This window comes from Mycobacterium sp. ACS4054 (genome assembly GCF_001667275.1).
GTDB lineage: Bacteria > Actinomycetota > Actinomycetes > Mycobacteriales > Mycobacteriaceae > Mycobacterium.
The window spans coordinates 229,052-247,817 of the sequence record NZ_LZHV01000050.1; the positions used below are offsets into that span (position 1 = coordinate 229,052).

Consider the following 18,766-nt stretch of genomic DNA (forward strand, 5'->3'; position numbering starts at 1 on the left):
CGGGCACCCGTCCGCTCAGTGGGCTCCAGCGGAGCCGCCGCAGTGCCTAGTGCTGCAGAAACGAGAAATTGGGGAGCGGGGGCAGGCCCGGCACCAGGGTCAACAGGTTCGGCGTGGGCTGCCGGCTGGGCATGGGCGCCGCGGGCAAGCCGACCGGAGCGGTCGCCGAGGTCTGCCGGAGCGGAGCCACGGCCGGGGCTTGCGGGACCGGAGCCGCGGCAGGGACCTGGGCGACCGGAGCCGCGGCAGGCACCTGGGCGACCGGTGCGGCCGCCGGAACCTGGGGGACCGGAGCCGCGGCAGGCACCTGGGCGACCGGAGCCGGCGCCGGCGCGAGGCCGACGGGTGACGCCCCGGGGGTGGTCTGGACCGGCGCCGGAACCGGGGCTCCCGGAACCGTCACGCGGAAACCGTTGATGATCGCGTCGGTGGCGGGCGCGTCGGCGACGGCCACCGCACGATCGGTGGTCACCGCGAGCGACACCAGGTACTTCTCCTGCCCCGAGGTGGCGATGACGTGACGCCGCGAGGTGTTCAGCGTCATGTCGCCGTCGCGGTACGTACCTTCAACGACCGACGACGGAAAGCCACCGAAATCGGCCATCGAGGCGTTGGTGGGCTGCCACGCCAGGAGCTTCTGGCTGTCGACGTAACCGTGGCTGATGGCCTCCCGGGGGTCGAACGTGCCGACCAGTTTGTACACCACCACCTGCGCATTCGAGGTGTAGATGCTGCTGCCTTGCCGGTCGGCGATCACCGCGAACGCGTCGGGCACGTTGGGGTCGGGCACCTGGGTCCAACGGGCCGGCACCGGCAAGGTGATGTCGAGCGCCTTGAGGCCATCGGGTTTTTGCGCCTCGAGCTTGACGCCCTTGGACTGCAGATAATCCCGGATGGTTCCGGAGGTGGCGGGCGCGGGGGCCACCGGCGCGGTGGGCCCGGCCGCGGTGGGTACGGGCGCACCGGGGGTGGTCGGCGCCGCGACGGGGTTCGACGCCGGCGGCGCCGCGACGAACCTGTTGACGGGCGCCTGCCCGGGGACGGCGGTGACGTTCTGCGGCGCCGGTACGGCGGGGGCGGGTGCGGGTGCGGGGAGCACCGGGTCCGCCGATGCCTGGGCGCCTGTGACAACCGCCATGCCGAGCAGGCCGGCGACAAGACCCCCGAGGAGCGCACGGTGGGCGCGGACGTTCTCAATCATCTCCGTCGGTCCTTCCAATGGCGCACTGCCAGCAGCCGTCGATAGTGGCTGACTGTAACTAGAGGTCAAAGGCGGTGAACAGGCCCGAAATACACCTGGGATGAAGCTCTGATCGGTGCGCAACGGAACCGAGATCATCCTGTGGCCCGGCGGGCCGGCCGGGGGACCCTTATACCCTGTTCAGGTGACCGAACCCCCGACCACCGCCGACGATGCCAACTTCGGTGCCGTACAGACGGACTCCGACGCCCCGACGTATCGCTACACCGCGGCGCTGGCGGGGCGCATCGAAAGCGCCTGGCAGGAGAATTGGGCGAAGCTCGGCACGTTCGACGTGCCCAACCCGGTCGGTTCGTTGGCCCCCACGGATGGCACCCCGATTCCCGCCGACAAGTTGTTCGTGCAGGACATGTTCCCGTATCCGTCGGGCGAGGGCCTGCACGTCGGCCACCCGCTGGGCTACATCGCCACCGACGTGTACGCCCGCTACTTCCGGATGACCGGGCATAACGTCCTGCACGCGTTGGGTTTCGACGCCTTCGGGCTGCCCGCCGAGCAGTACGCCGTGCAGACCGGCACCCACCCGCGGACCCGGACCGAGGCCAACGTCGTCAACTTCAAGCGTCAGCTGGGCCGGCTGGGTCTCGGCCACGACAGCCGGCGCAGCTTTTCGACCACCGACGTCGAGTTCTACAAGTGGACGCAGTGGATCTTCCTGCAGATCTACAACGCCTGGTTCGACACCGCGGCCCGCAAGGCCCGACCCATCGCGGAGCTGATCGCGGAATTCGACTCCGGCGCACGGCGCCTCGAAGACGGTCGGGAGTGGGCCGCCTTGTCGGCGGGGGAGCGGGCCGACGTCATCGACAGCCACCGACTGGTCTACCGCGCGGACTCGATGGTGAACTGGTGCCCCGGGCTGGGCACGGTGCTGGCCAACGAAGAGGTCACCGCCGACGGACGCAGCGACCGCGGCAACTTCCCGGTGTTCCGGAAACGGTTGCGGCAGTGGATGATGCGGATCACCGCCTACGCCGACCGGCTGCTCGACGACCTGGAGCTGCTGGACTGGCCGGAACCGGTCAAAACCATGCAGCGCAACTGGATTGGCCGCTCGACCGGCACCAGGGCGCTGTTCTCGGCGACCAACACCGACGGCCAGACCGTCGACATCGAAGTGTTCACCACCCGGCCGGACACCATGTTCGGCGCGACCTATTTGGTGCTGGCCCCCGAGCACGAACTGGTCGACGGGCTGATCGCGGCCGACTGGCCCGACGGCACAGACGCGCGGTGGACCTACGGCGCCGCCACGCCGGGGGAGGCCGTCGCGGGCTACCGACAGGCGATCGCGGCGAAGTCGGATCTGGAGCGTCAGGAGAACCGCGAGAAGACGGGCGTCTTCCTGGGCAGCTATGCGACCAACCCCGCCAACGGCAAGCCGGTGCCGATCTTCATCGCCGACTACGTGTTGGCCGGGTACGGCACCGGCGCGATCATGGCGGTGCCGGGCCACGACCAGCGGGACTGGGACTTCGCCCACGAGTTGAGCCTGCCCATCGTGGAAGTCATTGCCGGCGGCGACATTTCAGAGGCCGCATACCCGGGCGACGGTGTACTGGTCAACTCCGGTTACCTGGACGGAATGGACGTTCCGACGGCCAAGCAGGCCATCACGGCGCGCCTGGAGGCGGAGGGCCGCGGCTGGGCGCGGATCGAGTTCAAGCTGCGGGACTGGCTGTTCGCCCGCCAGCGCTACTGGGGTGAGCCGTTCCCGATCGTCTACGACGCCGACGGACGCCCGCACGCACTCGACGAGGCCGCCTTGCCCGTCGAGCTGCCGGACGTGCCCGACTATTCGCCGGTGCTGTTCGACCCCGACGACGCCGACACCGAGCCGTCGCCGCCCCTGGCGAAGGCGACCGACTGGGTGCACGTCGAACTGGACCTGGGCGACGGCTTGCAGCCCTACACCCGCGACACCAATGTGATGCCGCAGTGGGCCGGCAGCTCCTGGTACGAACTGCGGTACACCGACCCGCACAACTCGGAACGGTTGTGCGCCAAGGAGAACGAAGCGTACTGGATGGGCCCGCGGCCCGCCGAGCACGGCCCGCAGGACCCCGGCGGCGTCGACCTGTATGTCGGCGGCGCCGAGCACGCGGTGCTGCACCTGTTGTACGCGCGGTTCTGGCACAAGGTCCTCTACGACCTGGGCCACGTCACCTCCCGGGAGCCGTACCGCCGCCTGGTCAACCAGGGTTACATCCAGGCCTTCGCCTACACCGACTCGCGCGGCTCCTACGTCCCCGCCGAGGAGGTCATCGAGCGCGGCGGCCGGTTCTTCTATCCGGGCCCCGGCGGGGAGGTCGAGGTTTTTCAGGAATTCGGGAAAATCGGTAAGAGCCTGAAGAATTCGATCTCGCCGGACGAGATTTGCGACGAGTACGGCGCGGACACGTTGCGGGTCTACGAGATGTCGATGGGCCCGCTGGAGGCCTCCCGCCCGTGGGCCACCAAGGACGTCGTCGGGGCGCACCGGTTCTTGCAACGGGTGTGGCGGCTGGTGATCGACGAGCAGACCGGACAGACGCGGGTGCTCGATGCGACCGGCGAACACGAGCTGGACGCCAACACCCTGCGAGCGCTGCACCGCACCATCGCCGGCGTCTCGGAAGACTATGCGGCACTGCGGAATAACACCGCGGCCGCCAAGCTGATCGAGTACACCAACCACCTCACCAAGGAGCACCGCGACGCGGTGCCGCGGGCGGCGGTCGAGCCGCTGGTGCTGATGCTGGCGCCCCTGGCACCGCACATGGCCGAGGAGCTATGGCTGCGGCTGGGCCATACCACGTCCCTGGCGCACGGTCCCTTCCCGCAAGCCGATCCGGCCTACCTGGTGGACGAGAGCGTCGAATACCCGGTGCAGGTGAACGGCAAGGTGCGCGGGCGGGTGGTGGTGGCCGCCGACGCCGACCAGGACACCCTGAAGGCCGCGGCCTTGTCGGACGAGAAGGTGCAGGCCTTCCTGGCCGGAGCCAACCCGCGCAAGGTGATCGTGGTCCCGGGCCGCCTGGTCAACCTGGTCGTCTAGCCGCCGGCGGGTCACCGGCCCGTGGGCCGCAGCACCACCTCGTGGACGTGGCCGTCGGCGGGCGTGGCCACGACATTGGCGACTGTGGCCGCGACGGTTTCGGGCTTGAGGAATTTGGCCGGGTCGTAGGTGCCGCCCTCGAACGCGACGAGTTCGCGCTGCATCTCGCTGTCGGTGCGACCGGGGTACACGGTCGTCACCCGCAGCCCCGGCTCGTCGGCGCGCAGCGAATCGGCGAAGGCGCGCAACGCGAACTTGCTGGCCGAATAGGAGGCCATGCCGGGCGAGACGTTGCGGCCGGCGCCGGAGTTGATGAAGACCACCTGACCGCGGGCCTGTCGCAGCGCGGGTAGTAGCGCGAGCGTAAGTTCCACCGGCCCAAGCACATTCACGGCGAAGGTGGCGCGCCACTGGTCGACGTCGGTGTCGGCTACATGGCCGGGGATGGACACCCCGGCGTTGTGTACCAGCACATCCAGTTCGTCCACGATCTCGCAGGCGGCCTCGATGTCAGCGGAGTCCGTCAGGTCCAGCGGGAACGTCGTCGAGCCGAGCCGCTCCGCGACGGCGTCGAGTCGGTCGGAGGGCCGGCCGGCCAGCAGCAGGGTGTGGGTGGGGGCCAGCGCCGTGGCGATCGCAGAACCGATACCGCCGCCGGCGCCGGTGATGAGTGCAGTGGGCATGACAGTAGTCTAAAGGAAAAGCTAAAGGCGTTGCGCGACAGGTACTTTCACGCCTCTTTGCGTGCGTCCGGCGGACAGGACGTCGGTTCGCCGGAGGCCAGCCGCTCGAGCGGCGCCAGCGCCTGCATCAGCGTGCCGAGGTCGGCCTCGGGCAGCTGACTGAGCATCGCGGCCAGGGAGGCGCGCCGGTTGGCCAGCGACTCGCCGTGCACGGCGCGCCCGCGCGGGGTGATGTCGACCAGCACCGCCCGCAGGTCGGATGGGTCACGCGAGCGTTTGACCAGGCCCAGCTTCTCCAGCCGGCGGATCGCCACCGTGGTGGTGGGCGTCCGCACTCGTTCGTGGGCCGCCAGGTCGGTCATCCGGATGGGTCCCTGGTCCAGCAACGTGACGAGGATCGACAGCTGCGCCAGCGTCAGGTCCCCGGCGGCGGCGCCGCTCGGGTCTCCGCGACGCAGAATCGAAAACAATTTGGACAGCGCACGGTGCAAACCTTCCGCAAGCTCGGTCACGTCGGCCACGGTGGATTCGCTGTCCGCCATAAACGGGGAGTCTAACCCTATATCAGGCGCGTACAAGGTAGCTATGCCGACTAATTAGAAGCGACGGGACGCGTCAAAGTACTTGCGACAAGAAACGCTGCAGACGTTCCGTTCGTGCGGTCTCGAAAATCTGCTCCGGCGGACCGGATTCCACGACCTTGCCGCGATCCATGAACACCACGGTGTCGGATGCCGAGCGGGCAAAGCCCATTTCGTGGGTGACAACGATCATCGTCATCCCGTCGGCGCCGAGATCGGCGATGAGTTGCAGAATTCCCTTCACCATTTCGGGATCGAGCGCCGACGTCGCCTCGTCGAAGAACATCACTTGCGGCGCCATGGCCAACGCGCGGGCGATGGCGACCCGTTGCTGTTGGCCGCCGGACAACATGCCGGGCCGGGCATCGGCCTTGTGCTTCAACCCAACTCGCTCCAACTGGGCCAGCGCCAGGTCGCGGGCTTCGTCGGCGGGCAGGCGCCGCAACTTGCGCGGCGCCATCGCGACGTTCTTCAGCACGCTGAGATGCGGGAAGAGGTTGAAGTGCTGAAACACCATGCCGATGCGCTGCCGCAGTTCGTTGGGGTCGTCGCGCAACACCGATCGGCCGTCCAGCAGGATGTCGCCGCTGTCGGGTTCGTGCAACCGGTTCAGGGTGCGCAGCAGCGTCGACTTGCCCGAGCCGGACGGCCCGATCACGGCGACGGTGGTGCCGGCCGGTGCCTCGAAATCGACGCCGCGCAGCACCCGGTTGCCGCCCAGCGTTTGGTGAATGTCCTTGGCGGCCAGCGATACTGGCGCACGGCCGACGGCGCCGGTGGTCACGTGATCTCCTGGCCGAACGTCGTCGCGAGCATGTCGGGCCCCTCGTCCGGATCGGGGGCGCGCCGGCCACGGCGCAGCCGCGCGTCGATGTAGTTCACCAGGTGGGTCAACGGAATGGTCAGTATCAGGTAGAAGAGACCCGCGGCCACCAACGGCGACAGGCTTCCGGTCTGGGCGTTCAAATCCCGGCCCACCTGAAAAAGCTCCCGCTGATCGGCGATCAGGCCGAGGAAGTACACCAATGCGGAGGCCTTCAACAACCCGATGAATTGATTGACCAGCGCCGGCAGCACACGCCGTATTCCCTGCGGCACCACCACCAGCCGCATCGCGGTCGAGTAGCTGAATCCGAGCGCGCGCGAGGCCTCCAACTGTCCGGGGTCGACGCTTTGTATTCCGGAGCGCAGGATTTCGCCGATGTAGGCGGCCGCCATCAACCCCAACGCGGCGATTCCCAACGGGTAGGGATTCTTATTCGTCAGCCCGCCGACCAACGGGCCGACGCCCATCCCGATGAGCAGGATGATCACCACTTCGGGAAGGCCGCGGAAGATGTCGGTGTAGACCCGCGCCGGCCAGCGCAGCCAGCGCCGGTTCGAGATCCCCGCCATGGCCAGCACCATTCCCAGCGCCAGCCCGATCACGATGGCGCAGTTGGTCAGGATCAACGTGTTCGGCAGCCCCGTCGTCAGCAGCATCGGGATGGCCCGCCGGTACATGTCCCAGTCGAAGAACGAATCACGCAACTGCGCCAGCGTGGATTTCGGCGCGGCCGGGGCCGAGGTGCGGTGCTGCGCGGCGGCGATCGCCGCGAAATCGGGCAGGTTCGGGGCGGGAGCGGCCTTCGACCCGGGCTTCCAGCCGGGCGGCAGCGTGCGCGGCACCCAATCGCAGTACAGCTTGGACCAGGTGCCGTCGGCGATCACCGCGTCCAGCCCGGCGTTGAGCGCATCGACCAGCGGCTTGTTTTCCTTGGCGACCGCGTATGCGACGAAATTGCCTGGGCTGAAAGTGTTTGCGACGGTCACCGCCGGGTCGCCCGGCCGGATCAGGCTCGCGGCGAGGGTTCCCGGTGCCACCCATGCGTCGATCTGGCGGGTCTTGAGGCTGGCGTACAGGGTGGCGAAGCCGGGGTATTTGACCGGCTGCAGGTGCAAGGTGTCGACGACGTAGGACTCCTCGACGGTGCCCTGGACCACGCCGATGCGCTGGCCGGCGGCGAGATCGGTGAAATTGTGGATCGGCGAGCCGGGCGGCACCACCAGCGAGTAGAAGCCGAAGTCGTAGCCGTTGGTGAACGCGACGGTGCGGCGACGCTGGTCGGTGGCCTTGACCGACGCCGAGCCGACGTCGAAGCGCCGCGACGCCACTTGGGCCAGGAGCGCGGAAAAGTCGGTGCTGACGAAGCGCAGTTGCAGGTGCAGCTTGTCGGCGATCGCGCGCAGCAGCAAGTTGTCGAAGCCGGTGAACTCGCCGGTGGAATTGATGCAGATGTTAGGCGGGGCGTCCGACAGCGTGCCCACCGTCAGCACCCCCGGTGTGCCGAGGCCCAGCGCGCCGACGTCCACCGAGCTGAGCGGTTCGACCGACGGTGTGGTGTCGTCGTCTTCCTCCGGCGTGGGCTGGCTCGCGGTCAGATCCTTGGGCAGGACGCGCGCGCTGTCCAAGCCGGCGGGAGCGCATTGATTCCAGTCGGCCTTCGCGGGCGCGGCCAACCCGCCTGATGCCGTGCCGCACACCAGCACGATGGTCGCGGTCAGTCCGAAGAACCTTCCGCGGCGCCGATGGTGCCGATCCACGCGCGCATTCATCACTGCCACCGTAACGACCGGCGGATGGCTTCGTCGGGTGAGCGGGCGCCCTAGATCGCCAGCGACGCCTCGACGCCGACGGGGTCGGCGTCGGCGACCAGTTCGAGGGGTGCGGGAACGACGGGGGGGACGTCGTCGGGCGGGGTGAACACCCTGCGCCGGGACAGTTCGGCCAGCATCGTCTGGGCCGCCAAGTAGGAACGGCCGACGCACGCGGCCCGGGCGGCCTCGGGGTCGCGCCGATTGATCGCTGCGGTCTCGTCCTCGTAGAACGGCAGCATTTCCTCGCGGCCGCCCTGGTAGGTAAGCCAGAACACCCGGGGGATGAGGTTCTGCGACGCGCGGATCGTGGCGTGCAACCGCGGTCCGGCGTATTCGTCGTTGATGGTGCGCCGGTATTCCGCCGCGACGTCGCAGAAGGCCCGGGAATCCTTCGCCGCGCGCATCGTTCGCATCAGGGCGTCGAGTTGCCCGAGGATGCGCGGAGTGGGACTGGTTGCCGCACGCGCGGACGCGATGCCGTTGAGCAGGCCGTCGAGCTCGTGATGCTCGAGCACGGTGGCTTCGTTGAACCGCTCGACGAATGCGCCGCGGTGATAGCGGGTCGACACAATGCCGTCGTGTTCGAGTTGAACCAACGCCTCTTGAATGGGAACGCGGCTCACCCCGAGCCCCAGTGCGATTTCATTGCGATCGACGCGGTCGCCGGTGCGCAGCTTCCCCGTAAGCAAGAGGTGAAGGATGTGCGCAACAACCAGGTCTTTTTCTTTGACCCCGTATTTCTTTGGCATTCGTTGTTGAGTCTCTTTTCAAACCCGGTGCGGCCATCTAGCGCGAGAAGTTTCTCACGAGTCGGCTCGTACTTTCCGGTGTTTGACGGATAAATGGTCTCAACGACTGTCGCGCCACCGGCACAACGCCTCGGCGGCGCCGAGGTCGTAATCCGGTCCGTCACACGAAACGGTCAACAGGGTGACACCCAGACCGACCAGAGTTTCGGCGTTCCCGACCAATCCGCCGTGGTCGTGCACGGCGGCCGAGCGTTCGATGCTCGCCGGGTCACGGCCGACGTCGGCGCAGTGCCGGGCCAGGACTTCCGACTTCGCCGGGAGCTCGTCGGCGGAGGTGAAGCTGTGCCACATGTCGGCGTGCTCGGCGACCAGGCGCAGCGTCTTGCGCTCGCCCCCGCCGCCGATCAGGATCGGGATGTCTCGAGTCGGAGGCGGATTCAACTTGGCCAGCCGCGCTTTGATGCGGGGGAGTGCGCCGGCCAGGTCGTCGAGGCGGCTGCCCGCCGTGCCGAATGCATAGCCGTACTCGTCGTAGTCCTTCTGCTTCCAGCCCGAGCCGATCCCCAGCACCAGGCGGCCGTTGCCGATGTGGTCGACCGTGCGGGCCATGTCGGCCAGCAGCTCGGGATTCCGGTAGGAGTTGCAGGTGACCAGCGCGCCGATCTGGATCCGCGAGGTCTGCTCGGCCCAGGCTCCGAGCATGGTCCAGCATTCGAAGTGCGCGCCGTCGGGATCCCCGTAGAGGGGGAAGAAGTGGTCCCAGTTGAAGGCGATGTCGACGCCGATGTCCTCGCAGCGGCGCACGGCGTCACGGATTTGGTCGTAGTGCGATGCGTGCTGCGGCTGCAGTTGCACACCGATGCGGATGGGGCGATCAGAAGGCATACGACCACCGTAGGCTCACCGCCCGTCGAGCACTCCGCGCAGCAGGTCGATCAGGGCCAGGGGCTGGTCGCTTTGCACGGAGTGCCCGGAGTTCTCGACGACGTGCGCCGTGCGGAAATGCTTTGTGCGGCGGCTTAATTCGGTCGCATCGTCGTCGCTGACGAATCCCGAGTTGCCGCCGCGGATGAGGGTGATGGGTGCCGACAGCCGGTCCACGTCCTCCCACAGGACGTCGAAGTCGGGGAACTGGCGGATGGCGTCGTAGCGCCAGGTCCAGTTTCCGTTGTCCAGCCGGCGCGAGTTGTGAAAGACACCGCGGCGCAGCGCCTTCACCTCGCGGTGCGGTGCGGCGGCGATCGTCAGGTCCAGCATCGCCTGGAAGCTGGGGAATTCGCGTTCCCCGTGCATCAATGCCACCGTGCCCTGCTGCTCCTTCGTCATCTCCGAGTGCCGTTGCAGCGCCGACGGGGTGACGTCGATCAGGACGAGTTCGTTCACCAGTTCGGGCGCCACGGCGGCGAGCCGGATCGCCGTCAACCCGCCCAGCGACATACCCACCACCAGATCGGCGCCCGGCGCGTGCTCGCGCAGGGCCGGCAGCAGCGCGTCGGCGTTCAGCTGGGGCGAGTAGTCACCGTCCTCGCGCCATGCCGATTGACCGTGCCCGGGCAGGTCCACCGCCAGTGCGGGCTGGCCGAGTCCGACGACGACGGTGTCCCAGGTGTGCGCGTTCTGCCCACCGCCGTGCAGGAAGACGATCCGCGGGGGAGCGGAGCCCCAGCGCAGCGCGCTGATCTTGCTCCCATCCGCGCCCGCCTCGACGCGTTGCACGGTGGGCAGCGGACCGGTGACGCCGGCCTGCTCGGCGTTCTCGGACAGCAGCGAGAATTCGGAGAGCCCGTCCAGTTCGTCTTCGAAGATTTCGGTCACGACCATGAATCTAGCCGCGCCGTCTAGAGGAGGTAACGACGGCGGATGCCGTGGAACCGCTCCCACATCGCCGCCGCGCGCTCGGCCGAACTCACCAGCGCGGTGTCCGCGGGCAGCGCGGTGAGGACGTCGTCGTACTTGACGACGCGGGTGTTAAGCACGGCGGGTTCGCCCTCGAGCATGTGCCGGTAGGTCAGGTTGCCGCACCGAAAGCCCTGGGTGTCCAGCCAGTTGTGCACGCCGGGATCACGATGCGCCATGACCAGCCGCACGCGGCCGTCGGCGTCGGTGGTCGTGCGGCTCGGCGTGTAGCTGACCGGCCGGTACAAGTAGTCCATGCTGTTGAAGAAGACGCCCATATTGGTGAGCATCCACAGCCCGGCGTGGGCGTCGAATTCGACGATCAGCGCCTCGTCGTCGGCGAGTTCCCAGTACATGTTGGCCGCGGCCCGGCCGCGCTTGTTGTCGGCGTCGGTCGCGTCGACACGCGGGAAGGCGTTGGGGCGCTCGGCGTCGACGCCGCCGTAGGTGAACGGAAACTCGGGCCAGTCCGCCATCAGGCCGGTGACGAAATCGCCTGCCCAGCGCATCGCCTCGACCATCTGCTCGGCAGAGGGCAACGGCTTGGGGGAGTCCATGTCGATTCGCTCGATGCGCAGCTGCGCCGGCAGCTCGTCCCAGCGGTCGAACCCCTGACGGATGAACAGCTTGCGCGACCCGTCGGTGGTGGGCAGCCAGTTCGGCCCGCGCTCGGGGCCGCCGATGTAGAGCTCGAATTCACCGGTGTCGTCGATGCGGAGTTGATGGCCGAGCAGGTTGGCTTCCGGTGTGTCCCCGAAGGGTTCGTGCAGCACCCCCGGGCCGGGCCTGCGTGACCCCTGGACCGTGACGTTGAAGAACCGCGCGGTGCCGCGGGTGCCGGTGAGCCGGTAGGTCGACTGCCCGTCGATCCACGCCTGCTGATAGGTGAAGTCGGCGCAATCACCGCCGAGCTTGCGGGTGGGGCCGCAGAAGGTGTGCAGGGCCGGGTAGCGGGTGTCGCGCGTTTCGAGCGCCAAATCGAAGGCCTGGCCCAGGTTTTGGGTGAGGAACCGGTACGCGTCGACCCGATGTGCACCGGACGGCGGGTTGGCCTGCTTGAAGACCTGCTCGCCCGCCTGCCGCAGTCGCGCACAGAATTCGGCCCAGGCCGATCGCAGCGCCGCGTCGTCCGGACCGTCGCCGAAGGCCATCGTCACGCACCCAGTCTGTCGAGCATCGCGCTGACTACATCACATGCGCGCCGGGCGGCTTCCAGGTGCCCCTCACTGTCGATGCGGGGACCGATGAGTTCCAGGTCGAACCCGTGCGCGTAGCCGCCGGCGAGCGCCTGGGTGACGAACCGTTCGATCGGAATCGCGCCGTCGCCGGGAACCGCCCGGCCCGGGAGCGCCCGATCGCCCAGCACGTAGTCGCTCAATTGGATGAGCGACGTTCGGGGCAGCGCCTGCTGCACCATCGCCTCGAAATCGCCTTCGGCCCAACAGTGAAACAAGTCGAGGCAGACGCTCAGGCCGCCCATCTCCGCCAGCGTGACGGTGTCCCGGAGCGTGTGGGCAAGGTGGATGTCGGCGTACAGGCTGGAAGCATTCTCGATGGCCAGCGCCACCCCCGCGGTCTTGGCGTGCGCCACGCAGGGGGCGACCATTTCGCTGAATCGTTCGGCGGCCCGGTCCCAGGTAAGGTCACCGCGGCCGCCGGTGAGTAAGTACACGGTGCGCGCGCCGACGGCCGCGGCGGCGTCGATCACGGTTGACAGGGTCACGCGGGCGGCATCCGGATCGCCGGCCAGCTTGCCCTCGGCGAACAGGTGATAGACCGCCTCCACGGCGTATCCGTTGCCCTGCAACGACAGTGGAAAGCGGGGATCGAGCAACTGGCTGTCCAGCACGCTCAGCCGCGAGACGCCGAGGGCCGCCCAATACGCTTCCAGTTCGGCGAGCGAGTCACCGTAGAAGGTGACGTTGTGCACGGACAGGCGCTTGTGCGTGCCCACCATGTCAGGCCCGATTCTCGATGGGGACGTCGAATCGCTCTCGGAATGGCCGGAATTCCGCGTGCAGCGCGTCGAGGTCTTCGCCGATGTCGATCAGCAGTTGGGTGGAGTAGCGGAACTTGCCGTAGCGGTCGCCGCGGTTGTCGGCCAGATAGGCGCGCATCGCCGATTCCGCGTCGGCCGTCAACTCGCGACCGCAGAAGGCGTAGTAGCGCCGAACCGTGCCGATGTGGTCGGCGACGAAGTCGACGTAGCGGACGTGCAGGATGCGCGGATCGTCGACCAAGGGATTACTCATCGTGTTGGCGACGCCGGCGCGCGTCAGCTCCAGATGCATCTTCGTCAGGGCGCGCAGGTCAACCGATCCGACCATGCCGTCGGCGATGTCGGCCATCATCATGGTGCGCGACGCGGCGACCTGCACCGGGTCGCGGTGCAGCCACACCATCCGCGCGTCGGGGTAGGTGTCGAACAATTCCTTGAGCCGAAATCCGTGAAAGCCCTTGAGCGCCCAGTACTTTCGCGGACGGCGGTATTGCAGCTGCTGCAGCATGGCCTTGTGCAGCCGGTATTGCGCCACCGGATCCGTCGCAAGGCCACCCACCAGCGACTGCATCGGCACACGCCACCAGGCGGTCGGTGTCATCACCCGGAAGTCGAACGCCCAGGTGCGCTCGTCTTCGGGCAGCCCGTCGCCCAGCATGTCGTTGTAGGGGTGGCTGTGCAGCCACTTGGGCATCTTGGCGTTGATCTCCCGCCAGTCCGCGTCGGCCCGTTGCCGGCGGTCGTCGTCGGGACCGGCCAGACCCGGTGGCGGCGACGGATACATCACCTCCCAGAAGCGCAGCGCCCGCGCCCGCGGATCCACGGACATCAGCGCGTGCATCAGCGTTGTCCCCGAACGTGGTTCGCCCGTGACGAACATCGGCCCCTCGATCACCTCGTCGGCGATTGGGTAGCGGTTGCGGTCTTCGATGAATTCCAGGCGGGACGTCAGCAGCCAATGACAGACCTGCGCGGCCTGCCGGTTGCCGTCGTCGTTCATGCCGAGGCCGTTGAGGTGGTCGACGGCGACCGTGAAGCGTTGCGGCAACGTGGGATCGCCGTAGTCGCACAGTCCTGTCTCGGCCTCCGCGGCGGCGAGCAGCTGGGCGACGTCCAGGGGGATCGTCACGAGGCGCCCCCGCACAGCCGCATCAGTTCGTCTTCGGCGGCGCGGACATTGGCCGCCGAAGCGCCGGCGTATCTGAGGCCCGCCATGGCGCCGTAATCCAGGATCTTGGGCACGCGCAGTCCCGCGTCGACATAGGTCTTCACAATCTTGGCGACCTCCGTCGGCGTCCCGTGCGGCACGGCGGCCAGCACCATGTCCGGCGTGGCCTTGTCGAGGAACGCGAGGATGCGCTCCCGCGTGAGCACCGACGGGTCGATGTCCTGGAATCCTCGCCAGCGATCGCCCATCGGGTGCTCAAACCCGAAGCCGCGCAACGTCTCCGCCGACACCTGCAACAGGAACGCCTTGACCAGGGGTGCTTGCAGAATGTCGGCCAGGGCGTCGGAGTCCTGGCCGAGCAGGCACACCTGGATGAAGCACGGGGTGATCGCCATCGGGTCGCGGCCGGCGCGCTCCGCGGATCCCCTTACCGCTGCGAGCATTTCGGCGTACTGCTCAGGTGTCCACGCGCCGGCCGGCCACCACCCGTCGGCGTGCCGGCCCGCGATGTCCAGCATGCGCGGCCCGCTTGCGCCGATCCAGATCTGCGGCGGCCGGCCTTCGTAGGGCTCGGTGTCCAGCCGGGCGTGCCGCAGCGTGTAGAACCGCCCGTCGAAATCGACTGGGCCGTCGCTCTCCCAGAGCAGCCGGATGACCGTCAGGGCCTCCTCGAAACGGCTGACCGGTGTGGAGAAGTCGAAGCCGTAGGGCAGGGTGTTCTCGCTCTCGCCGCTGCCCAAGCCCAGGACGAACCGGCCCTTGGCGAGGTGATCAATGGTCAGCGCGGTCTGGGCGAGCATGGCCGGGTGGCGGCGCACGGTGTCGACGACGGCGCTCACGATCGGAACGTGCTCGGTGAGGACCGCGGCAGCGGCGGCCACCGCCAGGCCGTCGAGGTGGCGGTGCGGCGACGGGGATGCGGTCGCCAGGTCGGTGAATTCGGGCGTCCAGATCGAGTCGGGCCAGAAGCTGACCATGTGGTCGGGCAGCCAGATCGAGTGGTACCGGCCGCCGTCCAACTCCGCGAGCCGGGACAGATCCAGCGGAAGCGTCGTGCGCAGGAAAGCGGCGGGTTGAACGGTCATCGAGAGATGATGCTAAGCACCCGCACAGCGCTGTGTCGCCGAAACGGGTCTCGCGGCCCCAGCACCGACCGTCACGCCAGCGTGGCGGCGGTCGCCGAGCGTCACGTTGGCGTGACAAAGCGACCCGAACAACGAAAGTGCGGTGAGGTCATCACTGCGACCTCACCGCACTCTCGGTGGAACGGGGTCAGCCCTCGATGATGAACTCTTCGAGCTGGGTGCGCGCGACGTCATCGGGCAGCTGCTGCGGCGGGCTCTTCATCAGGTACGCCGACGCCGGGATCACCGGGCCGCCGATGCCGCGGTCCTTGGCGATCTTGGCCGCCCGCACCGCGTCGATGATCACGCCCGCCGAGTTGGGCGAGTCCCACACCTCGAGCTTGTACTCCAGGTTCAGCGGCACGTCACCGAAGGCGCGGCCTTCCAGCCGCACGTAGGCCCACTTGCGGTCGTCGAGCCAGCCGACGTGGTCGGACGGGCCGATGTGCACATCCTTGGTCTTGAACTCGCGCTGCAGGTTGGAGGTGACGGCCTGCGTCTTGGAGATCTTCTTGGACTCCAGCCGCTCGCGCTCGAGCATGTTGAGGAAGTCCATGTTGCCACCGACGTTGAGCTGCATGGTGCGGTCCAGCTGCACGCCGCGGTCCTCGAACAGCTTGGCCATCACGCGGTGGGTGATGGTGGCGCCGACCTGGCTCTTGATGTCGTCACCCACGATCGGCACGCCGGCGTCGGCGAACTTCTTGGCCCACACGGGGTCCGAGGCGATGAACACCGGCAGCGCGTTGACGAACGCCACCCCGGCGTCGATGGCGCACTGCGCGTAGAACTTGTCGGCCTCTTCCGAGCCCACGGGCAGGTAGGACACCAGCACGTCGACCTCGGCGTCCTTGAGCGCCTTGACCACGTCGACCGGCTCGACGTCCGACAGCTCGATGGTGTCGGCGTAGTACTTGCCGATGCCGTCGAGCGTCGGGCCGCGCTGCACCACCACGTTGGTGGGCGGCACGTCGGCGATCTTGATCGTGTTGTTCTCCGAGGCGAAGATCGCGTCCGAGAGGTCGAAGCCGACCTTCTTGGCGTCCACGTCGAAGGCGGCGACGAACTTGACGTCGCGCACGTGGTACTGGCCGAACTTGACATGCATCAGGCCGGGCACGGTGCTGTTCTCGTCGGCGTTCTGGTAGTACTCGACGCCCTGTACCAGCGAAGACGCGCAGTTACCGACGCCGACAATGGCGACTCGTACCTCCGTCGACGCGATCGGCGCGTTCTGGTCACTCATAGGGCGTTCTCCTAACTCCATAACTCTGTGTCGCAGCTGATGAATGTCGTGCAGGGTTTACGTCTGCTCGGAGAGGCCGGGCATCGCCCGCTCCGCAGCAATGAGCTCGTTGAGCCACTTCACTTCGCGCTCGCTGGACTCGAGCCCCAGTTGGTGAAGTTGGCGGGTGTAGCGGTCGAACGAGTTACTGGCCCGCGCCACGGCTTCGCGCAGGCCTTCCCGCCGCTCCTCGACCTGACGCCGGCGACCTTCCAGGATGCGCATGCGCGCCTCCGCCGGAGTCCGGTTGAAGAACGCCAGGTGCACCCCGAAACCGTCGTCGGTGTAGTTGTGCGGACCGGTGTCGGCCACCAGCTCACCGAAGCGCCGACGGCCCTCGTCGGTTAGCTGGTAGACGCGCCGCGCCCGCCGAACCGGCGTGCCGGCCGGGGCGGCGTCCTCGGCGATCAGCCCCTCGGCCTGCATCCGCCGGAGGGCCGGGTACAGCGAACCGTACGAGAACGCGCGGAACGCGCCGAGGAGACCCGTCAGCCGTTTGCGCAACTCGTAGCCGTGCATCGGCGATTCGATCAGAAGCCCCAGGATGGCGAGCTCGAGCACCGAATCACCCCCTTTGCACGATTGGTTACGACGGTCCGACGCCTCGCGTCATCGTATCGTCTCGATATATTCGCCACAACACCACCGGATGTTCGTTAGCTATTAGTCCGGCGGCCCGCGAATGGCCGCACGCCGGGATCCGGCGGCCTAGGACGGCAGGTTCAGCTGCTTGACGGTGCCGTCACCTGCGAAGACGATGTAGCCCCCACCGTAGTCGCTGGAGACGTACAGCGACAGCGACAGCGCTCCCGGGGTGGTCGGGTCGGTCGCCGGTTCGATGTTCAGGTACTCGGTCTTGATGTCCGAGGGCTTCATGCGGAGGGTCTGGGGCGCCCCGCGCATGATGCCCACCGTCGCCGTGACGTCGAACTTGCTCAGGTCGACCGGGACCGGACCGTCCGCCGAGCTCTTCGCCGAGCTGGTCGGGTCGCCCCATCCGCCGCGATAGTTGTAGGCCAGCACCCGGCGATCGTCGGAGGGGTCCGGCCGGTCCAGGACCGCGTAAGTCGGGTAGATCACCAGCCGATACCCCACGACGTCGCCGAACCGTTTGCGGGTTTGCTCGATCAGACCGGTCAACCCGCCGACCGAATGCAGTTGGGTGGGCGGGGTCAGCACGACGGGGGCCACTCCGTCGGGCTTGGCCCCGGGGTCGGTGGTGAAGTCCAGCGGCGATTTGGTGTTGCCGTACATGCCCCACCCGATGCCGACGCCCAGCAGCACCGACACGACGAACGCGGCGGCGAGCACCCCCCAGCCGCGAAAGGTCGGCGGCACCGGGCCGGCCTTGACGGTGGTCGTCGGCAGCGCGCTGCTGTCGGCCTGCAGGTCGCTGACGAGGTCCTGCAAGTCGCCGAGCGTGATCGCCTTGGTGGCGGCGCTCACCCGCTCGCGGTGCTCCTCCATGGACAGCTCGCCGTCGTTCAGCGCATTGTCGAGAATCTTGCAGGCGTCCTGCCGGTTGATGTCTTTGGCGCGGGTGCTCGCCGCCACCCCAGCGCCGAGCGATGTCCCGAGCCATTTCGCCACGGGGATGATCGTAGAGTCCGGCCCCCATCCGCGCGGAACGCACCGGCCGATGACCTCGGTCGGGCCGCCACGGTTTTGGTGGCGTATCGGTGCTCGACATGGCGACGTACTCTGGTGGGCGTGCGACTGCAGCGACAAGTGGTGGACTACGCGCTCCGGCGGCGAGCACTGCTGGCCGAGGTGTACTCGGGCCGCACCGGGGTTTCCGAGGTGTGCGACGCGAACCCTTATCTACTGCGGGCCGCCAAGTTTCACGGGAAACCGAGCCAGGTCATGTGCCCGATCTGCCGCAAGGAGCAGCTGACGCTGGTGTCGTGGGTATTCGGCGAACACCTGGGTCCGGTGTCGGGCTCGGCCCGCACGGCCGAAGAGTTGGTCTTGCTGGCAACCCGCTTCGACGAGTTCGCCGTCCACGTGGTGGAGGTATGCCGGACCTGCAGCTGGAACCATCTGGTCAGGTCCTATGTGCTCGGGGCCGCGCGCCCGCCCAAGGGCACCCGGACGGCGCGAAACGGCGCGCGCACGGCCATTGAGTAACGACGGACCCCACAACCAGTCGTCCAGTGACGCGGATGGGCCGGCGACTGAGCGTGTGGGCAAACATGGAACTGGCGAGCGCCCGCGTGACATTCCGCCGCCGCCCGGCCAACGCCGGGGAGTTCCCCCCGTGGCCCCCCCGGCGGCCCCCCCCCCCCCCCCCGGGGGGCCCCCGGCCGCCCCGCGGGCCCCCCCCCGCGCCGCGCGCCGGCCCGCGGG

The 18,766-nt window shown here is 68.1% G+C and carries 17 protein-coding genes; 2 read left to right on the plus strand and 15 right to left on the minus strand.

Annotated elements, in window-relative coordinates; translation table 11 throughout:
* Nucleotides 1–46: 46 nt before the first annotated feature.
* Nucleotides 47–1,201, minus strand: coding sequence for an LpqN/LpqT family lipoprotein (locus A5730_RS13915; RefSeq protein ID WP_067901181.1), 1,155 nt, complete (start codon nucleotides 1,199–1,201; stop codon nucleotides 47–49).
* 184 nt (nucleotides 1,202–1,385) lie between these two features.
* On the opposite strand from A5730_RS13915, the gene leuS reads away from it, so the two are divergent.
* Nucleotides 1,386–4,298 (plus strand): leucine--tRNA ligase, encoded by a 2,913-nt coding sequence (gene leuS / locus A5730_RS13920; protein ID WP_067901179.1) that lies wholly within the window; start codon nucleotides 1,386–1,388, stop codon nucleotides 4,296–4,298.
* A gap of 11 nt (nucleotides 4,299–4,309) precedes the next feature.
* Here the strand turns inward: leuS and A5730_RS13925 are convergent, their stop codons facing one another.
* The 14 genes from A5730_RS13925 to A5730_RS13990 all read right to left on the minus strand — a co-directional run bounded on the left by A5730_RS13925 (nucleotide 4,310) and on the right by A5730_RS13990 (nucleotide 18,010).
* A complete protein-coding gene (locus A5730_RS13925) occupies nucleotides 4,310–4,981 on the minus strand; it encodes an SDR family oxidoreductase (RefSeq protein ID WP_067901061.1) in 672 nt (223 codons plus the stop codon).
* Between the two features lie 47 nt (nucleotides 4,982–5,028).
* Nucleotides 5,029–5,523, minus strand: a complete 495-nt coding sequence (locus A5730_RS13930; RefSeq protein WP_067901064.1) for a MarR family winged helix-turn-helix transcriptional regulator — start codon at nucleotides 5,521–5,523, stop codon at nucleotides 5,029–5,031.
* A gap of 73 nt (nucleotides 5,524–5,596) precedes the next feature.
* Nucleotides 5,597–6,346, minus strand: a complete 750-nt coding sequence (locus A5730_RS13935; RefSeq protein WP_067901066.1) for an amino acid ABC transporter ATP-binding protein — start codon at nucleotides 6,344–6,346, stop codon at nucleotides 5,597–5,599.
* Entirely contained in the window at nucleotides 6,343–8,157 is a 1,815-nt protein-coding gene (locus tag A5730_RS13940; RefSeq protein WP_067901068.1) for an ABC transporter substrate-binding protein/permease, read from the minus strand. The genes A5730_RS13935 and A5730_RS13940 overlap by 4 nt, the downstream gene beginning before the upstream one ends.
* Before the next feature lie 50 nt (nucleotides 8,158–8,207).
* Nucleotides 8,208–8,948, minus strand: coding sequence for a GntR family transcriptional regulator (locus tag A5730_RS13945; protein WP_067901071.1), 741 nt, complete (start codon nucleotides 8,946–8,948; stop codon nucleotides 8,208–8,210).
* 99 nt (nucleotides 8,949–9,047) lie between these two features.
* A complete protein-coding gene (locus A5730_RS13950) occupies nucleotides 9,048–9,833 on the minus strand; it encodes an LLM class F420-dependent oxidoreductase (RefSeq protein WP_067901073.1) in 786 nt (261 codons plus the stop codon).
* Nucleotides 9,834–9,848: 15 nt separating this feature from the next.
* Nucleotides 9,849–10,769, minus strand: coding sequence for an alpha/beta fold hydrolase (locus A5730_RS13955; protein ID WP_156745799.1), 921 nt, complete (start codon nucleotides 10,767–10,769; stop codon nucleotides 9,849–9,851).
* 17 nt (nucleotides 10,770–10,786) lie between these two features.
* A complete protein-coding gene (locus tag A5730_RS13960; protein WP_067901077.1) occupies nucleotides 10,787–11,995 on the minus strand; it encodes a DUF1214 domain-containing protein in 1,209 nt (402 codons plus the stop codon).
* 2 nt (nucleotides 11,996–11,997) lie between these two features.
* Complete coding sequence (locus A5730_RS13965; protein WP_067901079.1) at nucleotides 11,998–12,801, minus strand: sugar phosphate isomerase/epimerase; 804 nt, start codon at nucleotides 12,799–12,801, stop codon at nucleotides 11,998–12,000.
* Between the two features lies 1 nt (nucleotide 12,802).
* Nucleotides 12,803–13,972 (minus strand): sulfotransferase, encoded by a 1,170-nt coding sequence (locus A5730_RS13970; RefSeq protein ID WP_067901186.1) that lies wholly within the window; start codon nucleotides 13,970–13,972, stop codon nucleotides 12,803–12,805.
* The gene (locus A5730_RS13975; protein ID WP_067901082.1) at nucleotides 13,969–15,096 is read right to left on the minus strand and encodes an LLM class flavin-dependent oxidoreductase; all 1,128 of its coding nucleotides are present in this window, start codon (nucleotides 15,094–15,096) and stop codon (nucleotides 13,969–13,971) included. Before A5730_RS13975 ends, A5730_RS13970 begins: the two co-directional genes overlap by 4 nt.
* Nucleotides 15,097–15,283: 187 nt before the next feature.
* Nucleotides 15,284–16,381 carry an inositol-3-phosphate synthase gene (locus A5730_RS13980; protein WP_055399549.1) on the minus strand — a complete coding sequence of 366 codons (1,098 nt, stop codon included), beginning with the start codon at nucleotides 16,379–16,381 and terminating at the stop codon, nucleotides 15,284–15,286.
* A 57-nt stretch (nucleotides 16,382–16,438) separates the two neighbouring features.
* Complete coding sequence (locus A5730_RS13985; protein WP_055399552.1) at nucleotides 16,439–16,981, minus strand: PadR family transcriptional regulator; 543 nt, start codon at nucleotides 16,979–16,981, stop codon at nucleotides 16,439–16,441.
* Nucleotides 16,982–17,128: 147 nt separating this feature from the next.
* Nucleotides 17,129–18,010: a DUF1707 domain-containing protein gene (locus A5730_RS13990; protein WP_067901083.1), complete on the minus strand. Its 882-nt coding sequence runs from the start codon at nucleotides 18,008–18,010 to the stop codon at nucleotides 17,129–17,131.
* Nucleotides 18,011–18,130: 120 nt separating this feature from the next.
* On the opposite strand from A5730_RS13990, the gene A5730_RS13995 reads away from it, so the two are divergent.
* The gene (locus tag A5730_RS13995) at nucleotides 18,131–18,547 is read left to right on the plus strand and encodes a DUF5318 domain-containing protein (RefSeq protein ID WP_055399665.1); all 417 of its coding nucleotides are present in this window, start codon (nucleotides 18,131–18,133) and stop codon (nucleotides 18,545–18,547) included.
* Nucleotides 18,548–18,766: the final 219 nt, after the last annotated feature.